We start from the raw sequence: 17459 nt of genomic DNA on the forward strand, positions 1-17459 counted from the left end.
GAAAGCCATAAAAAATAAGAATGTAGTTGGGAGTTGAACAAATGTGGCAACGAATGATCAATGCTTTGACCAAGTGGTTGACCAAAATTAAAAACTTGCTTTTTAAAAACAAACCGCCTGCAGAAAAAAAAGAACGTCCAAAAGTTAGTGAATATACTGCCACCAAAGGCCCAGAAAGTAGTTCAGAACCTCCATCCTCAAAGCCTCCCAATAAAAAGAAGGTAAGAGATCCATTTGCCAATGCTCGTGGCCAAAATATTCTTTTTACCAAGGGAGTTTTATTTGAGGATCCCCAACCTGAAATAAATTCCTTGCAAAAAAAAGTCCTAGAAATCTTATTTTCTGTATTTAATTTATCAATAAAAGAGGATGACATTTATGTAGCTTACTTTCCCTCCCGTTTACTTTATTATATTGAGAAACAAGATTCTTTTTCAGCCTTCCGGCGATTTCTCAATGATATTGGCAGAACACCTGATGAAGTTTTTAAAAACCCTAAAACAGCCACCTTTATTAAAGATATCATACTAGGTCTCTACGAAGCTGATATTAACTGTTGGGATACTGGAATTAGTACCGAGCCTTTATATCAACATTTAAGAGAAACTGCTGCAAATGTTGATTATAATTTGGAGAGTTTTATCAACCTGCTAAGTCGAATAGAGAAATTGGCAATTTTGATTCACCAACTACAAAGAATTGCCGGGCAAATTCCCTTCGACTCATTTAGAAAGTTTTCTCAAACAGTCAACTCAAGTTTAAAATCTTGGCATACTTTGTCAGACACAACTTTCGATCAATGGACAAATTCACTCAATGACTACAAATCACAATTTAGGGACTATCAGTATTTTTCTGAAGTAATTGACCAAAACTGCTTTAGACTCAGAAGTACTATGGCTGTAATACCACAAGAGATAATCAATGTCATTGAGAATTTATTAGAAGAAGTAGAACAACTTAAACAGAAACTGAAAATTGGATCAATTTCCATAAACGAAGGACTAGGTGAACTGGGAACCTTAGCGAGTGAAATCAAGGGGTTTGTTGATGAAGTTTTGCATCGTAACCAAGAAACTAACAGTTCAAGAAAAGAGGATTTTGCATATACAAGCAACACATTATCTCTTGATGAAGCATTCAGGTTACTAAATTTAACTCGTGAAACAATATCAATGAAATTACTCAAAACAGCACGCAACAAATGTGCGAGAGACTACCACCCTGACATGGGTGGGGATGTAAACATGATGAAAAGAATTAATGAAGCTTACGAAATATTAAAAGATTACCTAGAAAATCGACATACTTAAGCCCAATCTACGAAAATCTATTGCTGTTGATTGTTGATAACCCTACCTTTCATTGTGGTAGTCAGATTGCTCAGTATTTATTGTGATTTGTAAATCACGGTCAAAAAGCGCTTTTGGTGAGGAGATCTGCTGCGCACCAATTTTTTTCAATGGTGGGGGTTGACTATTGACCCTTGGACGTGATACCCTGACAATGGAAATCTGTGCATTTTTTTTACAACTGCTCACACTCCATTATACTTAACCCTCATAATACCACATTTTTATCCCCTCGGCCACAAAAAAACTTATCTCATCCCCCCATAAATATAATTTTTTCTTATTATTTATTCCTATATATATATACATGAATGTAGATAGATAAGATTGAGCGCCTTTTGTAGGTTAGGTTGACATCGAGAAACCCAACGTCAATCATTTAAACAAAAAGAGCTATCTCGCGAGTGCTTCGCAATCGCATTCCTTTTGTGATTAATTAGTTTCCTCGCTAACTCGTGGGTCTTCCCATGAGTTACAATGCTACAAAAATCTATTGCTACGTGGGTGATTGTTGATAACGCTACCTTTCATCGTGGTGGTCAGATTGCTCAATATTTATAAAGTCTAGTTTATACTGGTTACTTCTTGATGAAACTGTCTTAACAAATCTTAACATACTTTACTTCTTAACAGGTGTTCAAATTGATTAGAATAAAAAAAGACGTATTATCTGCTACTACTTAAAATGTCTCAAGATCCTTTTAAAAGTTCTCTGGATCACATCAAGACTAGAGATAAACAGTCACTTACACGGGAACCGAGAACCTATGACCAGCTAATTGCAAAATATGCCAAACCCATACGGATTATGGGTTTGGTAGATGCAACAGGTTCCATGAAACCCGTGTGGGATAAAACCCTGGAGAGCATACAAGAATTAATCCGTCGAATCTTAGAAGCAGGAAGGATGGAGCTATCTTGGGTTGCTTATCGAGATTACTGTGATCATCACAGAATTATTGAGCAGAGTGATTGGAGTAGCTCAGTGGAATACTTCAAAACCTTCATGGACAAAATTAGTTGTAATGGTGGTGGAGATTTCCCAGAAGCAGTGGAAAAAGCATTAGAAGTTGCTATTGAAGAATTTGATGTTTCTAGAGTTATTCTTATTGGGGATGCACCTCCTCATGAGGATAAAGATTATCGAGGTCAAGCAATTGAACTAGCAAAACTAAATAGACCCGTGTTCAGCTTTGTAGTTGGCAATCATCCCGATACACAAAGAACCTTTGGGGAGATTTCCCAGCTTTCTAGTGGGGTTTGTTTTAATCTAGAAAACCACGAAGATATTGTGGACTTAATTGCAGTTACCGTGATAGATCAAATTGGGGGACAAAAATCCTTAGGTAAGTACCTAAATTCCTATGGATCCAGTTTATCTCCCAGCGTGAAAAAATTTATTCAGCAGCTTCCTCCTAGCAAAAATTAGAAATTAACTGAAACTTCAATTATGACCTCAACTATGACTTCAATGAGAAACTTTAAAATCTGGTATTTGGGCGGAATAGTTTTGTCAATAGTGTTGACAGTATTCGCTCATGTTAATAAGAACAATGAGCTGAGTCCATTAATAGTTGTATTTGGTGTTGGACATGTTTTAATCTTGGCTATTATGGGGTTTAGAATTCAAAAGTCCAAGGATAGAGCTGCAGCTGGTTTAAGAGTGCAAACATCTGGTTATCTTCATACCCTGATAGGATTTAGTGCTGCTTTATTTCAACTAGATCCTGAAAATTTACTAGCAACAATTGTGGTTCCTTTAAGTTATGCTCTATTTACCAGTATTGTTGGTTGGTGTTTGGGTGGAGAATTGGTAAATGAATTCCATGAACAATCAGGAGATCCTATTACTAATGAGTCCGAAAAGCTTGCTCAAGAATTTAGAAATTTTGCAGATTCTTTGACTGTAATTCACAGAAGATATGCCCAAGAAATAAGCAATGCTTCTGAATCTTTTCAAGATCATCTACAAAGGGTAGCAGTAGCTTATGAAAGAATGCTGGATACCTATGAACTTCAACTTAATAGATTGAATAAAAAACACTCAGAATTATCCGAGCAACTAGAAACTTCTCAACAGAAATTCATTGATACTCAGAGTAGATACTATCAAAAACACTCAGAATTATCCGAGCAACTAGAAACTTCTCAACAAAGGTTTATCGATAATCAGAATAGGTACTATCTGCAAATGGAGAATGCTATTGAAGCTCAACTTAGTAGATTGATTGCAAAACACTCGGAATTATATAATCAACTAGATAATCAATTAGAAACTTCTCAACAAAGGTTTGTCGATAGCCAAAATAGATGCTATGTTCAAATGGAAGGTGCCATTAATTATTTTACTAGTATCTTATCCGGAGAAAAAATATCTTATTTCGCTAGCAGTTTTGCATCCCTAAATGAACAGACAAATTTCGCATCCCAAAGTATGGAAAAAGTGGCAATCTCATCTAAAAATGTGTCTAGATACTTGGATAATAGCAAAGTTTTAATCGAGGAACTGGAAAATTTACTTAATTTAATTAGCTCTTACCGGAGGACAAGTTAGTGCAAATCAAAAGTAATATGGAACAAGCGGAGATTTTTGTCTTCATTGCTTCCTTTTTCTTGATCGCTCTTGGATTTACAGAATCTAACAAACCACAGCAGGAAGCTAAACCTCATGATAAACCACCAATCATTGAACTTTATGAAACTTCCGAGTATAAATTTGATTCCGGTCGTGCTGAATTAAAGCCAGATTTCAAGAAGTATATTCGCAGGGAACTGAGACCAGAAATTTTGAGAATCACGAAAGAATATCCCATTGATGTAATTGAAGTAATTGGTCATACTGATGGACAACCAATTAGTGGTATTAACTCACCAACAGAAAATAACTACAGCAATTTAGATTATAGTTTGGAAAAAGTTAATCTTGGCAAATTACCTGTTGCTCAATTACGTCCCGGTTCTAATACTGACTTAGGAATTATGAGAGCTTTGGCTGTTGTTCAAGAACTGAAAAAATCCGGAGGAGAAATTGCTAAACTCAAGTTTAGAACCTACTCCGCAGGACAATTATTATTAGAAAATGGGTTGCCAGCTGACATAGATAAAAGGGGTAATTCCAAAAGAAGAAGAATTGAAATCCGTTTCACAAAGTTGGGTAAAACTGAAAAAGTTCAGTAATGAAGGCAAAATCGTTAATGTAGTTAATACAAGAGCAGGTTTTAAACCTGCTCCTATTTCTAAACTGGAACTAACTGCTTTTTAAAAAAAGCTTGCAAAATATCATCAGCAATTTGTTGACTAGTTAAACCTAAAGTAACCTTAGACTCCTCCGGAGTAGCATGATCAACTAATTCATCGGGTATACCAATTCTCTTCACTGGTACAACCACATTAGCATCCAGCAAAGCTTCAGCTACTGCAGACCCAAAACCACCCATTAAACAACCTTCCTCCAAGGTAACGACCCGACCAATTTTTCCAGCTAGGGGTACAATTAAATCTATATCCAAAGGCTTGACAAATCGCGCATTAATCACACTAGCTTCAATACCATGTTCCCTGAGAATTTGGGCAACTTGCATTCCTGAATTAACCATGGTACCATACCCCACAATTAACAGGTCATCCCCCTGACGGAGAATTTCTCCCTTGCCAATTTCTAAAGGTTCCCAACCCTCTTCCATTAGGGGAACACCATAACCATTACCTCGGGGAAAACGCATAGCAATAGGTCCACTTGTATATTCCACACCAGTAACCACCATTCTTTGTAGTTCCGCTTCATCCTTGGGGGCCATTAACACCATATTGGGAATACAGCGAAGATAAGCAATATCATACATACCTTGGTGGGTGGGACCATCAGCTCCTACAATACCTGCCCTATCTAAACAGAAAAAGACGGGTAAGTTTTGAATACAGACATCATGGATAATTTGATCGTAAGCACGTTGTAGAAACGTTGAATAAATAGCTGCTACAGGACGCATACCTTCACAAGCCAAACCAGCAGCTAGAGTAACAGCATGTTGTTCCGCAATGCCCACATCAATATATTGGTGGGGTAATTTAGCTTGTAGTTTATCTAAACCAGTACCCGTAGCCATTGCAGCTGTAATGCCAACAATTTTCGGGTTTTGTTCAGCTAGTTTTACCAAGGTATGAGAAAAGACCTTGGAATACGCAGGGGGTTTAGGCTTATTGGAAGGAATTGCTTTACCAGTAGCTAAATTGAAGGGATTTTGGGCATGATAACCCACCTGGTCTTTTTCAGCTACTTCATATCCCTTACCCTTAATAGTCGCAACATGAACTAAAACTGGACCAGGTATTTGATGTGCTTGCTGAAAGGTAGTAATCAGCTCTTCTAAATTGTGACCATCTACCGGACCCATGTAAGTAAAGCCCAATTCTTCAAATACTGCACCCAACTTAGACATGGCTAATCGCTTCATGCCCTCTGTTACACGTTCTAATTCATCACCAACAAAAGGAATATGTTTGAGTTGTTCTTCAATATTATCAGCAATAAACTGTACTGGAGGACTGAGACGCATTTTATTTAGATAACGAGGTATGGCGCCCACATTAGGAGAGATAGACATTTCATTGTCATTAAGAACCACTAATAAATTAGTCTTAGGTAGGTGTCCAGCGTGATTAATAGCCTCTAGAGCCATACCTCCTGTTAAAGCACCATCACCAATTACAGCAGCTACCTTGAATTTTTCCCCCTTCATATCCCTAGCTAAAGCCATACCCAGAGCAGCAGAAATACTGGTGGAAGCGTGTCCCGCACCAAAATGGTCAAATTGACTCTCACAACGCTTGAGATAACCAGCAACCCCGTCCTTTTGTCTGAGGGTATGGAAATCATGGTAACGCCCTGTGATTAACTTATGGGGATAAGCTTGGTGTCCCACATCCCAAATTACCTTATCTCGATCTAAATCTAGTGTCTGGTAGAGTCCCAAAGTTAACTCCACAACTCCTAACCCGGGACCCAGGTGTCCACCACTTGCAGCTACAGTTTGTAAGTGTTTATCCCTAATTTGTTTAGCTATTTCCTGTAGTTGGCGAATAGATAACCCGTGTAACTGGTTTGGATGGGTGATTTCACTCAGAAGCATATTATAAGCTTTCCCTCTCTACATTATTGGCATTAATTGATTTTCCTACTTGATGTAGGCACAAAAACGCTGTCTTATAACTATAACTTTGGTTAGCTATCAACGGAGGGGGTAAATGGAGGTTGATAAATAAAATGACCATATTTTGTAGTATATTCGGTTTGTGAGAGCATTTTTGATGTGGTGAAATTTTTGGGAGTTTAGCAATGTCCGTATCAGCAGACCCAGTTAAGTTGATGAAGCAAGAAGTCGGTAAAGCCGCCGCATCCCTGGTAAAATCGGGTTCTATTGTCGGTTTAGGTACGGGATCAACTACTGCTTACACTATTCAGTTTTTGGGCGATCGCCTGAAATCCGGTGAGCTTAAGGATATTGTTGGTATACCCACTTCCTTCCAGTCGGAAGTTTTGGCAAAACACTATGGAGTTCCTCTTACTACTTTAGACGCTGTTGACCATATTGACATCGCTATTGATGGTGCTGATGAGGTTGATCCTAATAAAAACTTAATTAAGGGTGGTGGTGCAGCACACACTCGGGAAAAGGTAGTAGACTATTTAGCAAGTCAATTTATTGTTGTGGTTGATAGTGGTAAGTTAGTGGACCATTTGGGTTCTACCTTTGCTGTGCCCGTGGAAGTGATACCTATGGCTATCACCCCTGTAATCAACGCTATTAAGAAACTGGGGGGAAATCCGGAATTACGCATGGGTGTGAAAAAGGCTGGTCCTGTGATTACAGATCAAGGTAATATGGTAGTTGATGTCAGATTTGACTCCATTGAAGATCCAGTGAATTTGGAAAAAACCCTGAATAATATCCCTGGTGTTCTGGAAAATGGCATCTTTGTCAACTGTGTGGATTTGGTATTAATTGGCGAAGTAATTGATGGTAAGCCCTCTGTCCGACAAATGTAGGTGAGGGTTGGGAAATGGGGAAATTAACCAATTTAGGAGAGTAAATAATGACATTATCCCTTTATGATCAGGATATTTTACTCTGGGTTGAGGATACGGTTGCTAAACTCAAAGCTGGGAATTTTCACGACTTAGACATTGTCAACCTAATTCAGGAAGTAGAAGCTTTGGGAAGTTCACAAAAAAGAGAATTATTAAGTCGTTTAATTGTCTTAATAGAGCACCTGCTTAAACGACTATATGTTAACTCTCCCTATGATTATCATGGTTGGGAGCGGACAATTAGAACTCAAAGAACAGAGTTAGATATATTAATTAGTCAAGTACCAAGTCTTAAGTCCTTATGGAATGAGACCTTTCAGGAAGCTTGGCGACGTGCCCTGAAAAATGTAACCAATGAGTATAAATCCGTCAATTTTCCCAGCCAATGGAATTATTCATGGGACTTAGCAACATTTCTAAACTCTAATTTCTGGGAGTAAATTTAGGAAATAGTTTCAGTTTATAAATCTCAACTTATGCTATATAGAAGATTCGGTCGCACTAACTTACAAATGCCTGTATTTTCCTGCGGGGGAATGCGTTATCAGTTTAATTGGCAAGATGTTCCTCTCCAGGAAATACCTGTGGATAGTCAACAGAATCTAGCCAATATTATTCATCGAGCTGTTGATTTGGGCATCAATCACCTAGAAACTGCCCGATTTTATGGCACTTCTGAAATGCAATTGGGGCAAGTTTTACCCAATTTGGACAGAGAAAAGTTAATAGTCCAAACCAAAGTAACTCCCTGTTCCGATCCCCAAGAATTTCGCCAAATCTTTGACAAATCCCTGGCCTATCTAGAGTTAGACTATGTTGATTTATTGGGGTTGCATGGAATCAACAACCAAGAACTTTTAGACTATAGCATTGGTGGTTGCTTACAGGTAGCTAAAGAATTACAAGCTCAAGGTAAAGTGAGATTTATTGGGTTTTCTACCCACGCACCTCTGGAAATAATTTTACAAGCAGTTAACAGTAATAAATTCGACTATATCAATCTCCATTGGTACTATATAAATCAATGGAATTGGCCGGCCATAGAAGCTGCTAATAGGTTAGATATGGGTGTGTTTATTATCAGCCCTGCTAATAAAGGAGGTATTTTATATCAACCTTCTCCAAAATTGGTTGAACTTTGTCAACCATTAAGTCCCATGGTCTTTAATGATTTGTTTTGTTTGAGCCATTCTCAAGTTCATACTCTCAGCATCGGAGCAGCACAGCCAAGTGATTTTGATGAACATTTAAAAACCTTAGAATTGTTAGATAGAGCTGATGAAATTTTACCACCAATTATTGCCAAATTAGAAAAAGCAGCCATAGACACCTTGGGTGAAGATTGGGTAAAAACCTGGGATACCAATTTACCAGTTTGGGAAAATACCCCAGGTAATATTAACATTAAATTGATTCTCTGGTTGTTAAATTTAGCCCTGGCCTATGATATGGTAGAATACGGAAAAATGCGCTATAACCTATTAGGCAATGCTGACCATTGGTTCCCAGGAAACAGAGCTGACAAATTAGAAGAATTGGATTTGCAAGAATGTTTAGGTAATAGTCCCCACCGGGAAAAAATTCCCCTAATGTTATCTAAAGCTCATACCATATTTAAGGGTGAAGAGGTAAAACGATTATCTCAAAGTTAAATTCCTCCATCACCCCCTAGACTAATTTGTATGAGGAACGACTAAAACCTTATCAACTCTATTGCCATCCATATCCATAACTTCAATTCTCATTCCTTGCCATTCAAAATGCTCTGCAGCGGTGGGAATACGTCCTAAATTAGTGATGACTAACCCACCCAGAGTTTGATAGTTTCCTCTTGCTTCCATTTCCAATTCTTCCACGTCAAAAAGTTCAAAAAACTCTTCTACGGGTAACATACCATCCACTAACCAAGAACCATCTTCCCTTTGTACCGCTTGAGGTTCTTCCTGTCCCGGTTGTGCAGGAACATCACCCACAATTTCACTCATAATGTCATTTAGGGTCACTAAGCCTTGAATTACTCCATACTCATCCACAACTAAAGCAATATGAGTGACAGTTTGTTTAAATAACTCCAGAACCTTTAAACCTCTGGTGCTTTCAGGTACAAAAACCGGTTGACGTAATCCTATGGTTAAATCAAAAGGTTCATTGCGTAAACTCCTGGAGAGTAAATCAGTTACCGGAATTACCCCTAAAACATTGTCTAGTCCCTCTTGACATACGGGGTAACGGGAGTAATTACTCGCAGACATTTTCTGGCGATTTTCCTCCGGTGAATCATCCAGGTCTAACCAGACAATATCCGGACGAGGAGTCATGAAAAAAGTCACCGGGCGATCGCCTAGACGAAATACCCTTTCGACCATATCCTGCTCCGCTGCTTCAAAAGTTCCTGCTTCGGTACCTTGTTCTATTAAAATCTTGATTTCCTCTTCCGTAACCTGGGGTTCCTCCGAAGGTCTAATACCCAAAATTTGTAATACGGTCTCTGTTGATATACTCAACATGTATACTATAGGAGAAGCCAAACTGGCTAAAGCCCTCATAGGAATAGCTATAAAAGCAGCTATTTTTTCCGGATTATTTAATGCTAAACGTTTTGGTACTAATTCACCAACAATTAAGGATAAATAGGTAATGACTAAAACTACCACTCCAAAAGCAATGGTCTGACTATAATCTGACAAAAAGGGTACTAACTCAACATATTTTTCCAATCTTTGAGCAATGGTAGCACCACCGAAAACACCGTTTAGAATATTAATCAGTGTGATTCCCACTTGAACAATGGACAGGAAGTGATTAGGAGCTTCTGCTAGCTCTAAAGCAGCCTGGGCATTAAGACTTCCTTGATTGGCTAATTGCTGTAATCTAGCTTTACGAGCAGACACTATAGCCATTTCCGACATGGAAAATATTCCGTTAGCCAAAATCAGTGCCAAAATAATGAGAATTTCCACAGTAATGGGAGACATGGGAGTGAGGGAATGAGGGAGAAAGAGATAGCAAGAGGGAAAAAATGATTTTTCCTTCCGACCAATTTATTACCCATATTACCCATTTTCCATTTCCGTAAAATAATTGGTATATAGATACAATCTATATTTTTTCACTTTTTTCGACTTCTCACCTGAGCAACAACTATGACTTTTTCTTCTATTGTACGTAGTTTGATGCGATCGCCTCTGACCACGGAACTCAACAATCAACTCAAAAAACACCAGCAATTGGGTTTAAATGGCATTTCTCGCCTACCCAAAAATCTCATCGCTTCTGCTCTTGCTAGCCAAGAGAGTCGTGACTTGTGTATTATCTGTGCCACATTAGAGGAAGCTGGTAGATTTTATGCCCAGTTAGAAGCCATGGGATGGAATACGGTCCACTTTTACCCAACCTCGGAAGCTTCTCCCTATCAACCCTTTGATCCAGAAACGGAGTTAAGCTGGGGTCAAATGCAGGTATTAGCGGATTTAGTTAGTAATAGTGATCATAAGAGTATGGCCATTATTACCACTATAGGAGCATTACAACCACACTTACCACCTCGGGAAACATTTAAATCCTTCTGTTTAACCTTACAAAAGGATATGGGATATAGCTTAGAACAATTTGGGGAAAAAATCACTGCTTTGGGATACGAGCGGGTTTCCCTAGTAGAAACAGAAGGTCAATGGAGTAGACGGGGTGACATTGTGGATGTATTTCCCGTTGCTTGCGAATTACCGGTGCGTTTGGAATGGTTTGGGGATGACATTGAAAAAATCCGTGAATTTGACCCTAGTACCCAGCGTTCAGCGTTAGACAAAATCAATCAAATTACCTTGACCCCCACCAGTTTTGCACCAATTGTTTTATCTGCTTTAAAAGATAATGCTCTATTTTGGCAATTTAGTTCCCAACTTGATTTAAATTCAGAAGTAATAGAAAATTCAGGATTAGAAGGTAGTAGAAGATTTCTGGGTTTTGCCTTTGACCAACCCGCGTCAATTCTAGATTATTTACCAGCAAATACCTTAGTAGCAATTGATGAAATTGAACAATGTCATGCCCATGGCGATCGCTGGGTAGAAAATGCGGATGAGCAATGGTTACTAATTAACGATCAATTATCTACCACCTTCCCGAAAATACATATAAATTTTGAGGAATGTTTAGCGAAAAAAGTCAGCAATTTTAGTACCCTATATTTATCGGAAATAGCAGAAGAAAATAGTGGTAATATAACCTATAAAGATGCCAGGGAGCAAACCAGTTCTGAGAGTTTTATTCCCAGCTATAATTTAGGGGGTAGACCCTTACCCATCCATCCCCACCAATTTGCGAAATTAGCAGACACCATCCGCCAAGAAAGAGAGCGTAAATTTGCGGTTTGGATTATTTCTGCCCAACCTTCTCGTTCAGTTGCTCTATTACAAGAACATGATTGTCCAGCTCAGTTTATTCCTAATCCGCGAGATTATCAAGCCATTGATAAACTGCAAATTAATCAAACACCAGTTGCTCTTAAATATTCTGGTTTAGCGGAATTAGAAGGAGTAATTTTACCTTCTTATCGTTTAGTAATTATTACAGATCGGGAATTTTATGGTCAACACGCCCTAGCTAACTTTGGCTACGTGCGTAAACGACGTAAAGCAGCATCCAAACAGGTTGATCCTAACAAATTAAGGGCGGGTGATTTTGTCGTACATCGTAGCCATGGAATCGGCAAATTTGTCAAATTAGAGAGTTTGACAATCAATGACGAAACACGCGATTATTTAGTCATTCAATATGCTGATGGCGTGTTAAGAGTAGCAGCGGATCAAGTAGGTTCCCTCTCCAGATTCAGAACCAACTTAGATAGACCACCCCAACTACATAAAATGACCGGTAAAGCTTGGGATAACACCAAGAGTAAAGTCAAAAAAGCCATTAAAAAATTAGCAGTTGATCTGCTACAATTATATGCAGCTCGTTCCCAACAAGAGGGTTTTTCCTATCCACAAGACATGCCTTGGCAAGAAGAAATGGAAGATTCCTTTCCTTACCAACCCACCATAGATCAATTAAAAGCAGTGCAAGATGTGAAGAGAGATATGGAAAGTCCCAGACCCATGGATCGTCTAGTTTGTGGCGACGTGGGTTTTGGTAAAACAGAAGTAGCAATTAGGGCAATTTTTAAAGCTGTTACCGCAGGTAAACAAGTAGCACTTTTAGCCCCCACCACCATTTTAACCCAGCAACATTATCACACCATAAAAGAACGTTTTGCACCCTATCCTATTCATGTAGGATTATTAAATCGTTTCCGTTCTCATGAAGAAAAGCGCAATATTCAAAAACGACTATTAACCGGTGAGTTAGACATAGTTGTGGGAACTCATCAATTGTTAGGTAAAGGAGTACAATTTAAAGACTTAGGATTATTAGTAATTGATGAAGAGCAGAGATTTGGAGTCAATCAAAAAGAAAAAATCAAAACTTTAAAAACACACCTAGACGTATTGACCCTATCAGCAACTCCCATTCCCAGAACCTTATATATGTCCCTATCTGGGATTAGAGAAATGAGTTTAATTACCACTCCACCTCCGACCAGAAGACCGATTCAAACCCATTTAGCCCCATTAAACCCCCAAATTGTCAGTAGTGCCATTAGACAGGAATTGGATAGAGGTGGACAAGTGTTTTACGTTGTCCCCAGAGTTGAGGGTATAGAAGAAACCACAACCAGACTCCGAGAAATGATTCCCAGCGGTAGATTTGTCATAGCCCATGGTCAAATGGATGAAAGTCAGCTAGAATCAACCATGTTAACTTTTAGTAACCATGAAGCAGACATTTTAGTATGTACAACAATCATTGAATCTGGATTAGATATTCCGCGAGTTAATACCATTTTAATTGAAGATGCCCACCGATTTGGACTTTCCCAATTATATCAACTAAGGGGAAGAGTAGGAAGAGCAGGAATTCAAGCCCATGCTTGGTTATTTTATCCTAAACAAAGAGAATTATCCGATGCTGCTAGACAAAGATTAAGAGCCATTCAAGAATTTACCCAACTAGGTTCTGGTTATCAATTAGCCATGCGGGATATGGAAATTCGTGGGGTAGGAAATTTATTAGGTGCGGAACAATCAGGTCAAATGGATGCCATTGGATTTGACTTATATATGGAAATGTTAGAAGAAGCAATTAGGGAGATTAGGGGTCAAGAAATACCCAAAGTTGATGACACCCAAATTGATTTGAACCTGACCGCATTTATTCCTGCAACCTACATTACCGATATCGATCAAAAAATGAGTGCCTATCGTGCGGTAGCGACAGCCAAATCCAAGGAAGAATTAAGAGCAATAGCAGCAGAATGGAATGATAGATATGGTATTGTACCCCCCCCAGCAAATCAAATGCTCAGAGTTATGGAATTGAAACAACTGGCAAAAAATCTAGGTTTTAGTAGGATTAAACCAGAGAATAAGCAACATATAGTATTGGAGACACCAATGGAAGAACCCGCTTGGAACTTATTGGCCCAGAGGTTGACGGAAAATATGAGAAATCGGTTTGTATATTCTCCTGGGAAGGTTACAGCTAGGGGTTTGGCTGTATTTAAGGCCGAACAACAGTTGGAAACCCTAATAGATGTTTTTGCCAAAATGCAAGTTAATTAACAAGCGCTCCTGCAAGCATTTCACCGTAGGTTGAGTTTAATACCAAATCCGACAAACTATCCCTAAAAGGACTTGATCAGTTGTATTATCATTATTGATCAAGTATTTTTTAGAGCGATCGCATGTCAGTTAGGAATGGAAAACTAATATAATTGTGACAAATTTACTGACTGGAGGTATTGATGAAGCGCGAATTGTTTGAACGCATTTATGAGGAAGAATTGACCCCAATTCAAAGGAGAATTTTACATCGAATTTTGCAGGGCAAATCAAATACAGCAATAAGGGGAGATGTAACGGTTTGGTTTGACCACAAAGTTTATAGTGGTAGCGAAAGAGATAAACTTCCTAGGAGCAAACGCACAATACTAGAAGGTTTAGAATCAGGAAAAAAATTAATGGATCAAAGTAATTTGTCCCATCATTTAAGAAAAATTTGTGAACAATTTGAACTAATTGATTTACAAGAAGTAATAAAACAATTTATTAAATACCGTCGCCAATTAGTTTCATATGAGACCTTAGAGCAATTTGAACTATTACAAACCACACAATTTCCATCTGGTGCGACAAACTCCCTTTATTACGAATATCGTCATCCCATAGAAGAAAAATGTGAGAGTTATATTAAAAAAGTGGGAGAGGAAGCTATTTTACTACGCATTAAAGCTCCTGCTCAAATGGGTAAAACATCACTAATAAACCGACTGTTGCACCATGAATACATAAAAATTATAGTTGAACCTAGATGTCAATTGTACCGAGAATATTTTACTACATTTATTTAAATTTATTACTGGGGGATAAAAAAATGGCTACATCGTTCTATAAAGTTGGGGGAACATTACCAATAAATAGTTCTAGTTATGTGATCAGAACAGCAGATACAGAATTATTTAATTTATTAAAGCAAGGGGAATACTGCTATGTATTTAACAGTCGTCAGATGGGGAAATCTTCAATTAAAGATCAAACTCAATATAAGTTGAAAAAAGAAGGATTTTTTTGTATTGACATTGACCTACAAGGTATTGGAACTCAAGTTACTCAGCAGGAATGGTATGTTTCATTTATTTATAATCTGTTGAATGCGATTGCTTTAGAAGAGAAAATAGAAATAGATTTAGGTAGTTGGATAGAACCTAGATCATATCTATCACCTAGTCAATTGTTAAATAATTTTGTCTCCCATGAATTATTAACGTCAGTTCAAAAGAAAATTGTAATTTTCATAGATGAAATTGATTGCTCATTTGGTTTATCATTTCGAGATAATTTTTTCGCATTGATCAGATTTTTTTATAACCAGAGAAATCAAAATATAAATTACCAAAGATTGACTTTCTGCTTGTTAGGAGTAGCAACTCCAAGTGACCTCATTAAAAATCCAGTAGAGAGTCCTTTTAATATCGGTAAAGCTGTGGAATTAAATGGCTTTGAGTTTCATGAAAGTTTAGTTTTAGCTGAGGGATTAAAAGGATTAGCTAGTAACCAAAATGAAACATTAAAACAAGTTTTATATTGGACTGGGGGACAACCTTTTTTAACTCAAACTGTGTGTGACCTACTAGTTAAGTTAGATATTAAAGTATCTGAGGGAAAAGAAAAAGAAACTATTCGGCAACTTGTCTATTCTCAACTTATTAATAATTATCATGACTATCAACATTTTGATCAAATTAAAACTAGATTGATTGCCAATGAGAACCGAGTGGGAAAATTATTAGAAATTTATCAATATATTCTCAAGCATGGAATTTTTCTTAGTAAAGATTTGGGTAAAGAAAAAGAATTTGAATCAGAACTAAGACTGTCTGGCTTAGTAGTTAGAAGAAATGGAGGTTTAGAAGTTTTTAATCCTATTTATCAAGAAATTTTTAATCAAGATTGGGTTCAAGAACAGTTGGATAGTATAAGACCCTATTTTAGAGTAGTGTAGCATTTAGTCCAGATGATCAACTTCTTGCTACTGCTTCAGAAGATGGTATAACCCGTATTTGGGATCTCAAAGGTAATTTAATTAGAGAGTTAAAAGGACATGAAGGAAGTGTTAATAGTGTAGTATTCAGTCCTGATGGTCAACTTATCGCTACTGGTTCAAATGATAGGACTATCCGACTTTGGGACTTGAAAGGGAATGTGGTTAGAGAATTCAGGGGACATCGCAGGGGTGTCAGCACTATAGCTTTTAGTCCTGATGGTAAATATCTCGCTTCCGGTGCAAGTGATGGAACGGCTAGATTATGGCGCGTAGAATCACTAGATGAATTACTTACACGGGGATGTCATCGGCTAAGTGATTATTTTATCTCTCATCCCCAAGTTTTAAAGGAACTACCCGTGTGTAAAAAGATATTACACAACCCTATAGATTTCTCAAACTATCTCCAAACTTAAAACATCTGCGGACATATCCGCAACTAATCGCATAATCTTCAACCATTGACTACCAAGTAAAATTTCTGTAATTTCCTCACCACCATAAACCGGAATTTCAAACTCTCTTCTGTCAATACGTACCTTTCCTAAATAAATCCTAAAAGTCTTGATTCCCTGCGCTGTTTTGAGTGGTCTTTCCCGCAAAAAACGCCAACCTAATGCTTCTAAATCTTGAGAATTAACAGCAAGTAACTCTGTAAAACCAGTATCTAACATTGCTGTTACTGGTAATTCTAAATCATCAGCAGTAATTAAATCAATTTCAAAAAAAATCTCCCCATCACTTCCAAAATCGCCTAGAATCATATCCTACCAGCTACTCCAGTTTCATTAATCACAAAAATAAAGGGTATAGCAGTTGGATGTTTTTGCAAAAACATTTGAGTAACAACTTCTTCATCTTTATCAAGGAAATAATCTCCACTTTCTGAATCAACTGCCATAAACCAGTTATAATGATTTTTGATCAAATCTGGTTGCAATTTTTCAAAAACCACTCTACAGCGTTGATGATGAGTTTCCAGCTCACTTCTATACAGATTGATCCTGTCTTCTGTCCACTGAATTTCAGGAAATAATCTGCCTCGACGTACCACTTTATGAGATTTAGTTTCAGTCATATTTTTACACCTCTTAATAAGATGAATGTAAATTAATTTTTCTAAATATATTATACAAGGTTGGGTTGAAGCATGAAACCGAACACCCCCATGGGTCTCGTTACTCGACCCATTCTACAAATAATTGTGCCTCCCTACTTATTGACACCATGCTCAATACCCATTTTTCGGAATAGCGATTGATTGATCAGGCTAAGCATATTGACTTAATTCACAACCAATCGCATCAAAATACTTTATCTAGGTGTATTGTATATCTTGCCTGATTGACATTAGATGGCCTATGACTATATACTATTTT

14 protein-coding genes and 1 pseudogene are annotated in these 17459 nt (G+C 37.7%); 11 read left to right on the top strand and 4 right to left on the bottom strand.

Annotation, left to right across the window (positions count from 1 at the left end):
* The first annotated feature begins 26 nt into the window (after positions 1 to 26).
* The 4 genes from ASL19_RS03830 to ASL19_RS03845 all read left to right on the top strand — a co-directional run bounded on the left by ASL19_RS03830 (position 27) and on the right by ASL19_RS03845 (position 4529).
* On the top strand, positions 27 to 1313 hold the full coding sequence (locus ASL19_RS03830; RefSeq protein ID WP_161808569.1) for a DnaJ family molecular chaperone: 1287 nt from the start codon (positions 27 to 29) through the stop codon (positions 1311 to 1313).
* A gap of 724 nt (positions 1314 to 2037) precedes the next feature.
* Positions 2038 to 2781, top strand: a complete 744-nt coding sequence (locus ASL19_RS03835) for a vWA domain-containing protein (protein ID WP_057177356.1) — start codon at positions 2038 to 2040, stop codon at positions 2779 to 2781.
* Positions 2782 to 2802: 21 nt separating this feature from the next.
* On the top strand, positions 2803 to 3906 hold the full coding sequence (locus tag ASL19_RS03840; RefSeq protein ID WP_152980395.1) for a hypothetical protein: 1104 nt from the start codon (positions 2803 to 2805) through the stop codon (positions 3904 to 3906).
* Positions 3906 to 4529, top strand: a complete 624-nt coding sequence (locus tag ASL19_RS03845) for a hypothetical protein (protein WP_057177358.1) — start codon at positions 3906 to 3908, stop codon at positions 4527 to 4529. Before ASL19_RS03840 ends, ASL19_RS03845 begins: the two co-directional genes overlap by 1 nt.
* Positions 4530 to 4588: 59 nt before the next feature.
* On the opposite strand, the gene dxs is transcribed toward ASL19_RS03845, so the two are convergent.
* The gene (gene dxs, locus ASL19_RS03850; protein ID WP_057177359.1) at positions 4589 to 6481 is read right to left on the bottom strand and encodes a 1-deoxy-D-xylulose-5-phosphate synthase; all 1893 of its coding nucleotides are present in this window, start codon (positions 6479 to 6481) and stop codon (positions 4589 to 4591) included.
* Positions 6482 to 6687: 206 nt separating this feature from the next.
* Here dxs and rpiA point away from each other — a divergent pair, with 206 nt between their 5' ends.
* The 3 genes from rpiA to ASL19_RS03865 are packed head-to-tail and all read left to right on the top strand — an operon-like array spanning position 6688 to position 9092.
* The gene (gene rpiA / locus ASL19_RS03855; RefSeq protein ID WP_006277502.1) at positions 6688 to 7398 is read left to right on the top strand and encodes a ribose-5-phosphate isomerase RpiA; all 711 of its coding nucleotides are present in this window, start codon (positions 6688 to 6690) and stop codon (positions 7396 to 7398) included.
* Between the two features lie 47 nt (positions 7399 to 7445).
* Positions 7446 to 7880 (top strand): DUF29 domain-containing protein, encoded by a 435-nt coding sequence (locus ASL19_RS03860; RefSeq protein ID WP_057177360.1) that lies wholly within the window; start codon positions 7446 to 7448, stop codon positions 7878 to 7880.
* A gap of 36 nt (positions 7881 to 7916) precedes the next feature.
* Positions 7917 to 9092: an aldo/keto reductase gene (locus ASL19_RS03865; protein ID WP_057177361.1), complete on the top strand. Its 1176-nt coding sequence runs from the start codon at positions 7917 to 7919 to the stop codon at positions 9090 to 9092.
* Positions 9093 to 9113: 21 nt separating this feature from the next.
* On the opposite strand, the gene ASL19_RS03870 is transcribed toward ASL19_RS03865, so the two are convergent.
* On the bottom strand, positions 9114 to 10415 hold the full coding sequence (locus ASL19_RS03870) for a hemolysin family protein (protein ID WP_071985351.1): 1302 nt from the start codon (positions 10413 to 10415) through the stop codon (positions 9114 to 9116).
* Between the two features lie 168 nt (positions 10416 to 10583).
* Between ASL19_RS03870 and mfd the strand changes: the two genes are divergently transcribed.
* The 4 genes and pseudogenes from mfd to ASL19_RS18865 all read left to right on the top strand — a co-directional run.
* Positions 10584 to 14099 (top strand): transcription-repair coupling factor, encoded by a 3516-nt coding sequence (gene mfd / locus ASL19_RS03875; protein WP_057177362.1) that lies wholly within the window; start codon positions 10584 to 10586, stop codon positions 14097 to 14099.
* 182 nt (positions 14100 to 14281) lie between these two features.
* Complete coding sequence (locus ASL19_RS03880; protein ID WP_057177363.1) at positions 14282 to 14887, top strand: AAA-like domain-containing protein; 606 nt, start codon at positions 14282 to 14284, stop codon at positions 14885 to 14887.
* Positions 14888 to 14910: 23 nt separating this feature from the next.
* Complete coding sequence (locus ASL19_RS03885) at positions 14911 to 16038, top strand: AAA-like domain-containing protein (protein ID WP_161808571.1); 1128 nt, start codon at positions 14911 to 14913, stop codon at positions 16036 to 16038.
* An 11-nt stretch (positions 16039 to 16049) separates the two neighbouring features.
* Positions 16050 to 16496: pseudogene (locus ASL19_RS18865) on the top strand (WD40 repeat domain-containing protein); the annotation flags it as partial.
* On the opposite strand, the gene ASL19_RS03890 reads toward ASL19_RS18865, so the two are convergent.
* Both ASL19_RS03890 and ASL19_RS03895 read right to left on the bottom strand, forming a co-directional pair.
* A complete protein-coding gene (locus ASL19_RS03890; protein ID WP_057177365.1) occupies positions 16476 to 16844 on the bottom strand; it encodes a hypothetical protein in 369 nt (122 codons plus the stop codon). The pseudogene ASL19_RS18865 and the gene ASL19_RS03890 sit on opposite strands and share 21 nt — an antisense overlap.
* A complete protein-coding gene (locus ASL19_RS03895) occupies positions 16841 to 17158 on the bottom strand; it encodes a hypothetical protein (protein WP_057177366.1) in 318 nt (105 codons plus the stop codon). Before ASL19_RS03895 ends, ASL19_RS03890 begins: the two co-directional genes overlap by 4 nt.
* Between the last annotated feature and the right edge of the window lie 301 nt (positions 17159 to 17459).

The sequence above is a fragment of the Cylindrospermopsis sp. CR12 genome (genome assembly GCF_001432185.1).
GTDB lineage: Bacteria > Cyanobacteriota > Cyanobacteriia > Cyanobacteriales > Nostocaceae > Raphidiopsis > Raphidiopsis raciborskii.

Bases quoted from the DNA above. Each gene is read 5' to 3' on its own strand.
- ASL19_RS03835 (WP_057177356.1), top strand. From the start codon at position 2,038: ATGTCTCAAGATCCTTTTAAAAGTTCTCTGGATCACATCAAGACTAGA.
- ASL19_RS03840 (WP_152980395.1), top strand. From the start codon at position 2,803: ATGACCTCAACTATGACTTCAATGAGAAACTTTAAAATCTGGTATTTG.
- dxs (WP_057177359.1), bottom strand. From the start codon at position 6,481: ATGCTTCTGAGTGAAATCACCCATCCAAACCAGTTACACGGGTTATCT.
- rpiA (WP_006277502.1), top strand. From the start codon at position 6,688: ATGTCCGTATCAGCAGACCCAGTTAAGTTGATGAAGCAAGAAGTCGGT.
- ASL19_RS03860 (WP_057177360.1), top strand. From the start codon at position 7,446: ATGACATTATCCCTTTATGATCAGGATATTTTACTCTGGGTTGAGGAT.
- ASL19_RS03865 (WP_057177361.1), top strand. From the start codon at position 7,917: ATGCTATATAGAAGATTCGGTCGCACTAACTTACAAATGCCTGTATTT.
- ASL19_RS03870 (WP_071985351.1), bottom strand. From the start codon at position 10,415: ATGTCTCCCATTACTGTGGAAATTCTCATTATTTTGGCACTGATTTTG.
- mfd (WP_057177362.1), top strand. From the start codon at position 10,584: ATGACTTTTTCTTCTATTGTACGTAGTTTGATGCGATCGCCTCTGACC.
- ASL19_RS03880 (WP_057177363.1), top strand. From the start codon at position 14,282: ATGAAGCGCGAATTGTTTGAACGCATTTATGAGGAAGAATTGACCCCA.
- ASL19_RS03885 (WP_161808571.1), top strand. From the start codon at position 14,911: ATGGCTACATCGTTCTATAAAGTTGGGGGAACATTACCAATAAATAGT.
- ASL19_RS03890 (WP_057177365.1), bottom strand. From the start codon at position 16,844: ATGATTCTAGGCGATTTTGGAAGTGATGGGGAGATTTTTTTTGAAATT.
- ASL19_RS03895 (WP_057177366.1), bottom strand. From the start codon at position 17,158: ATGACTGAAACTAAATCTCATAAAGTGGTACGTCGAGGCAGATTATTT.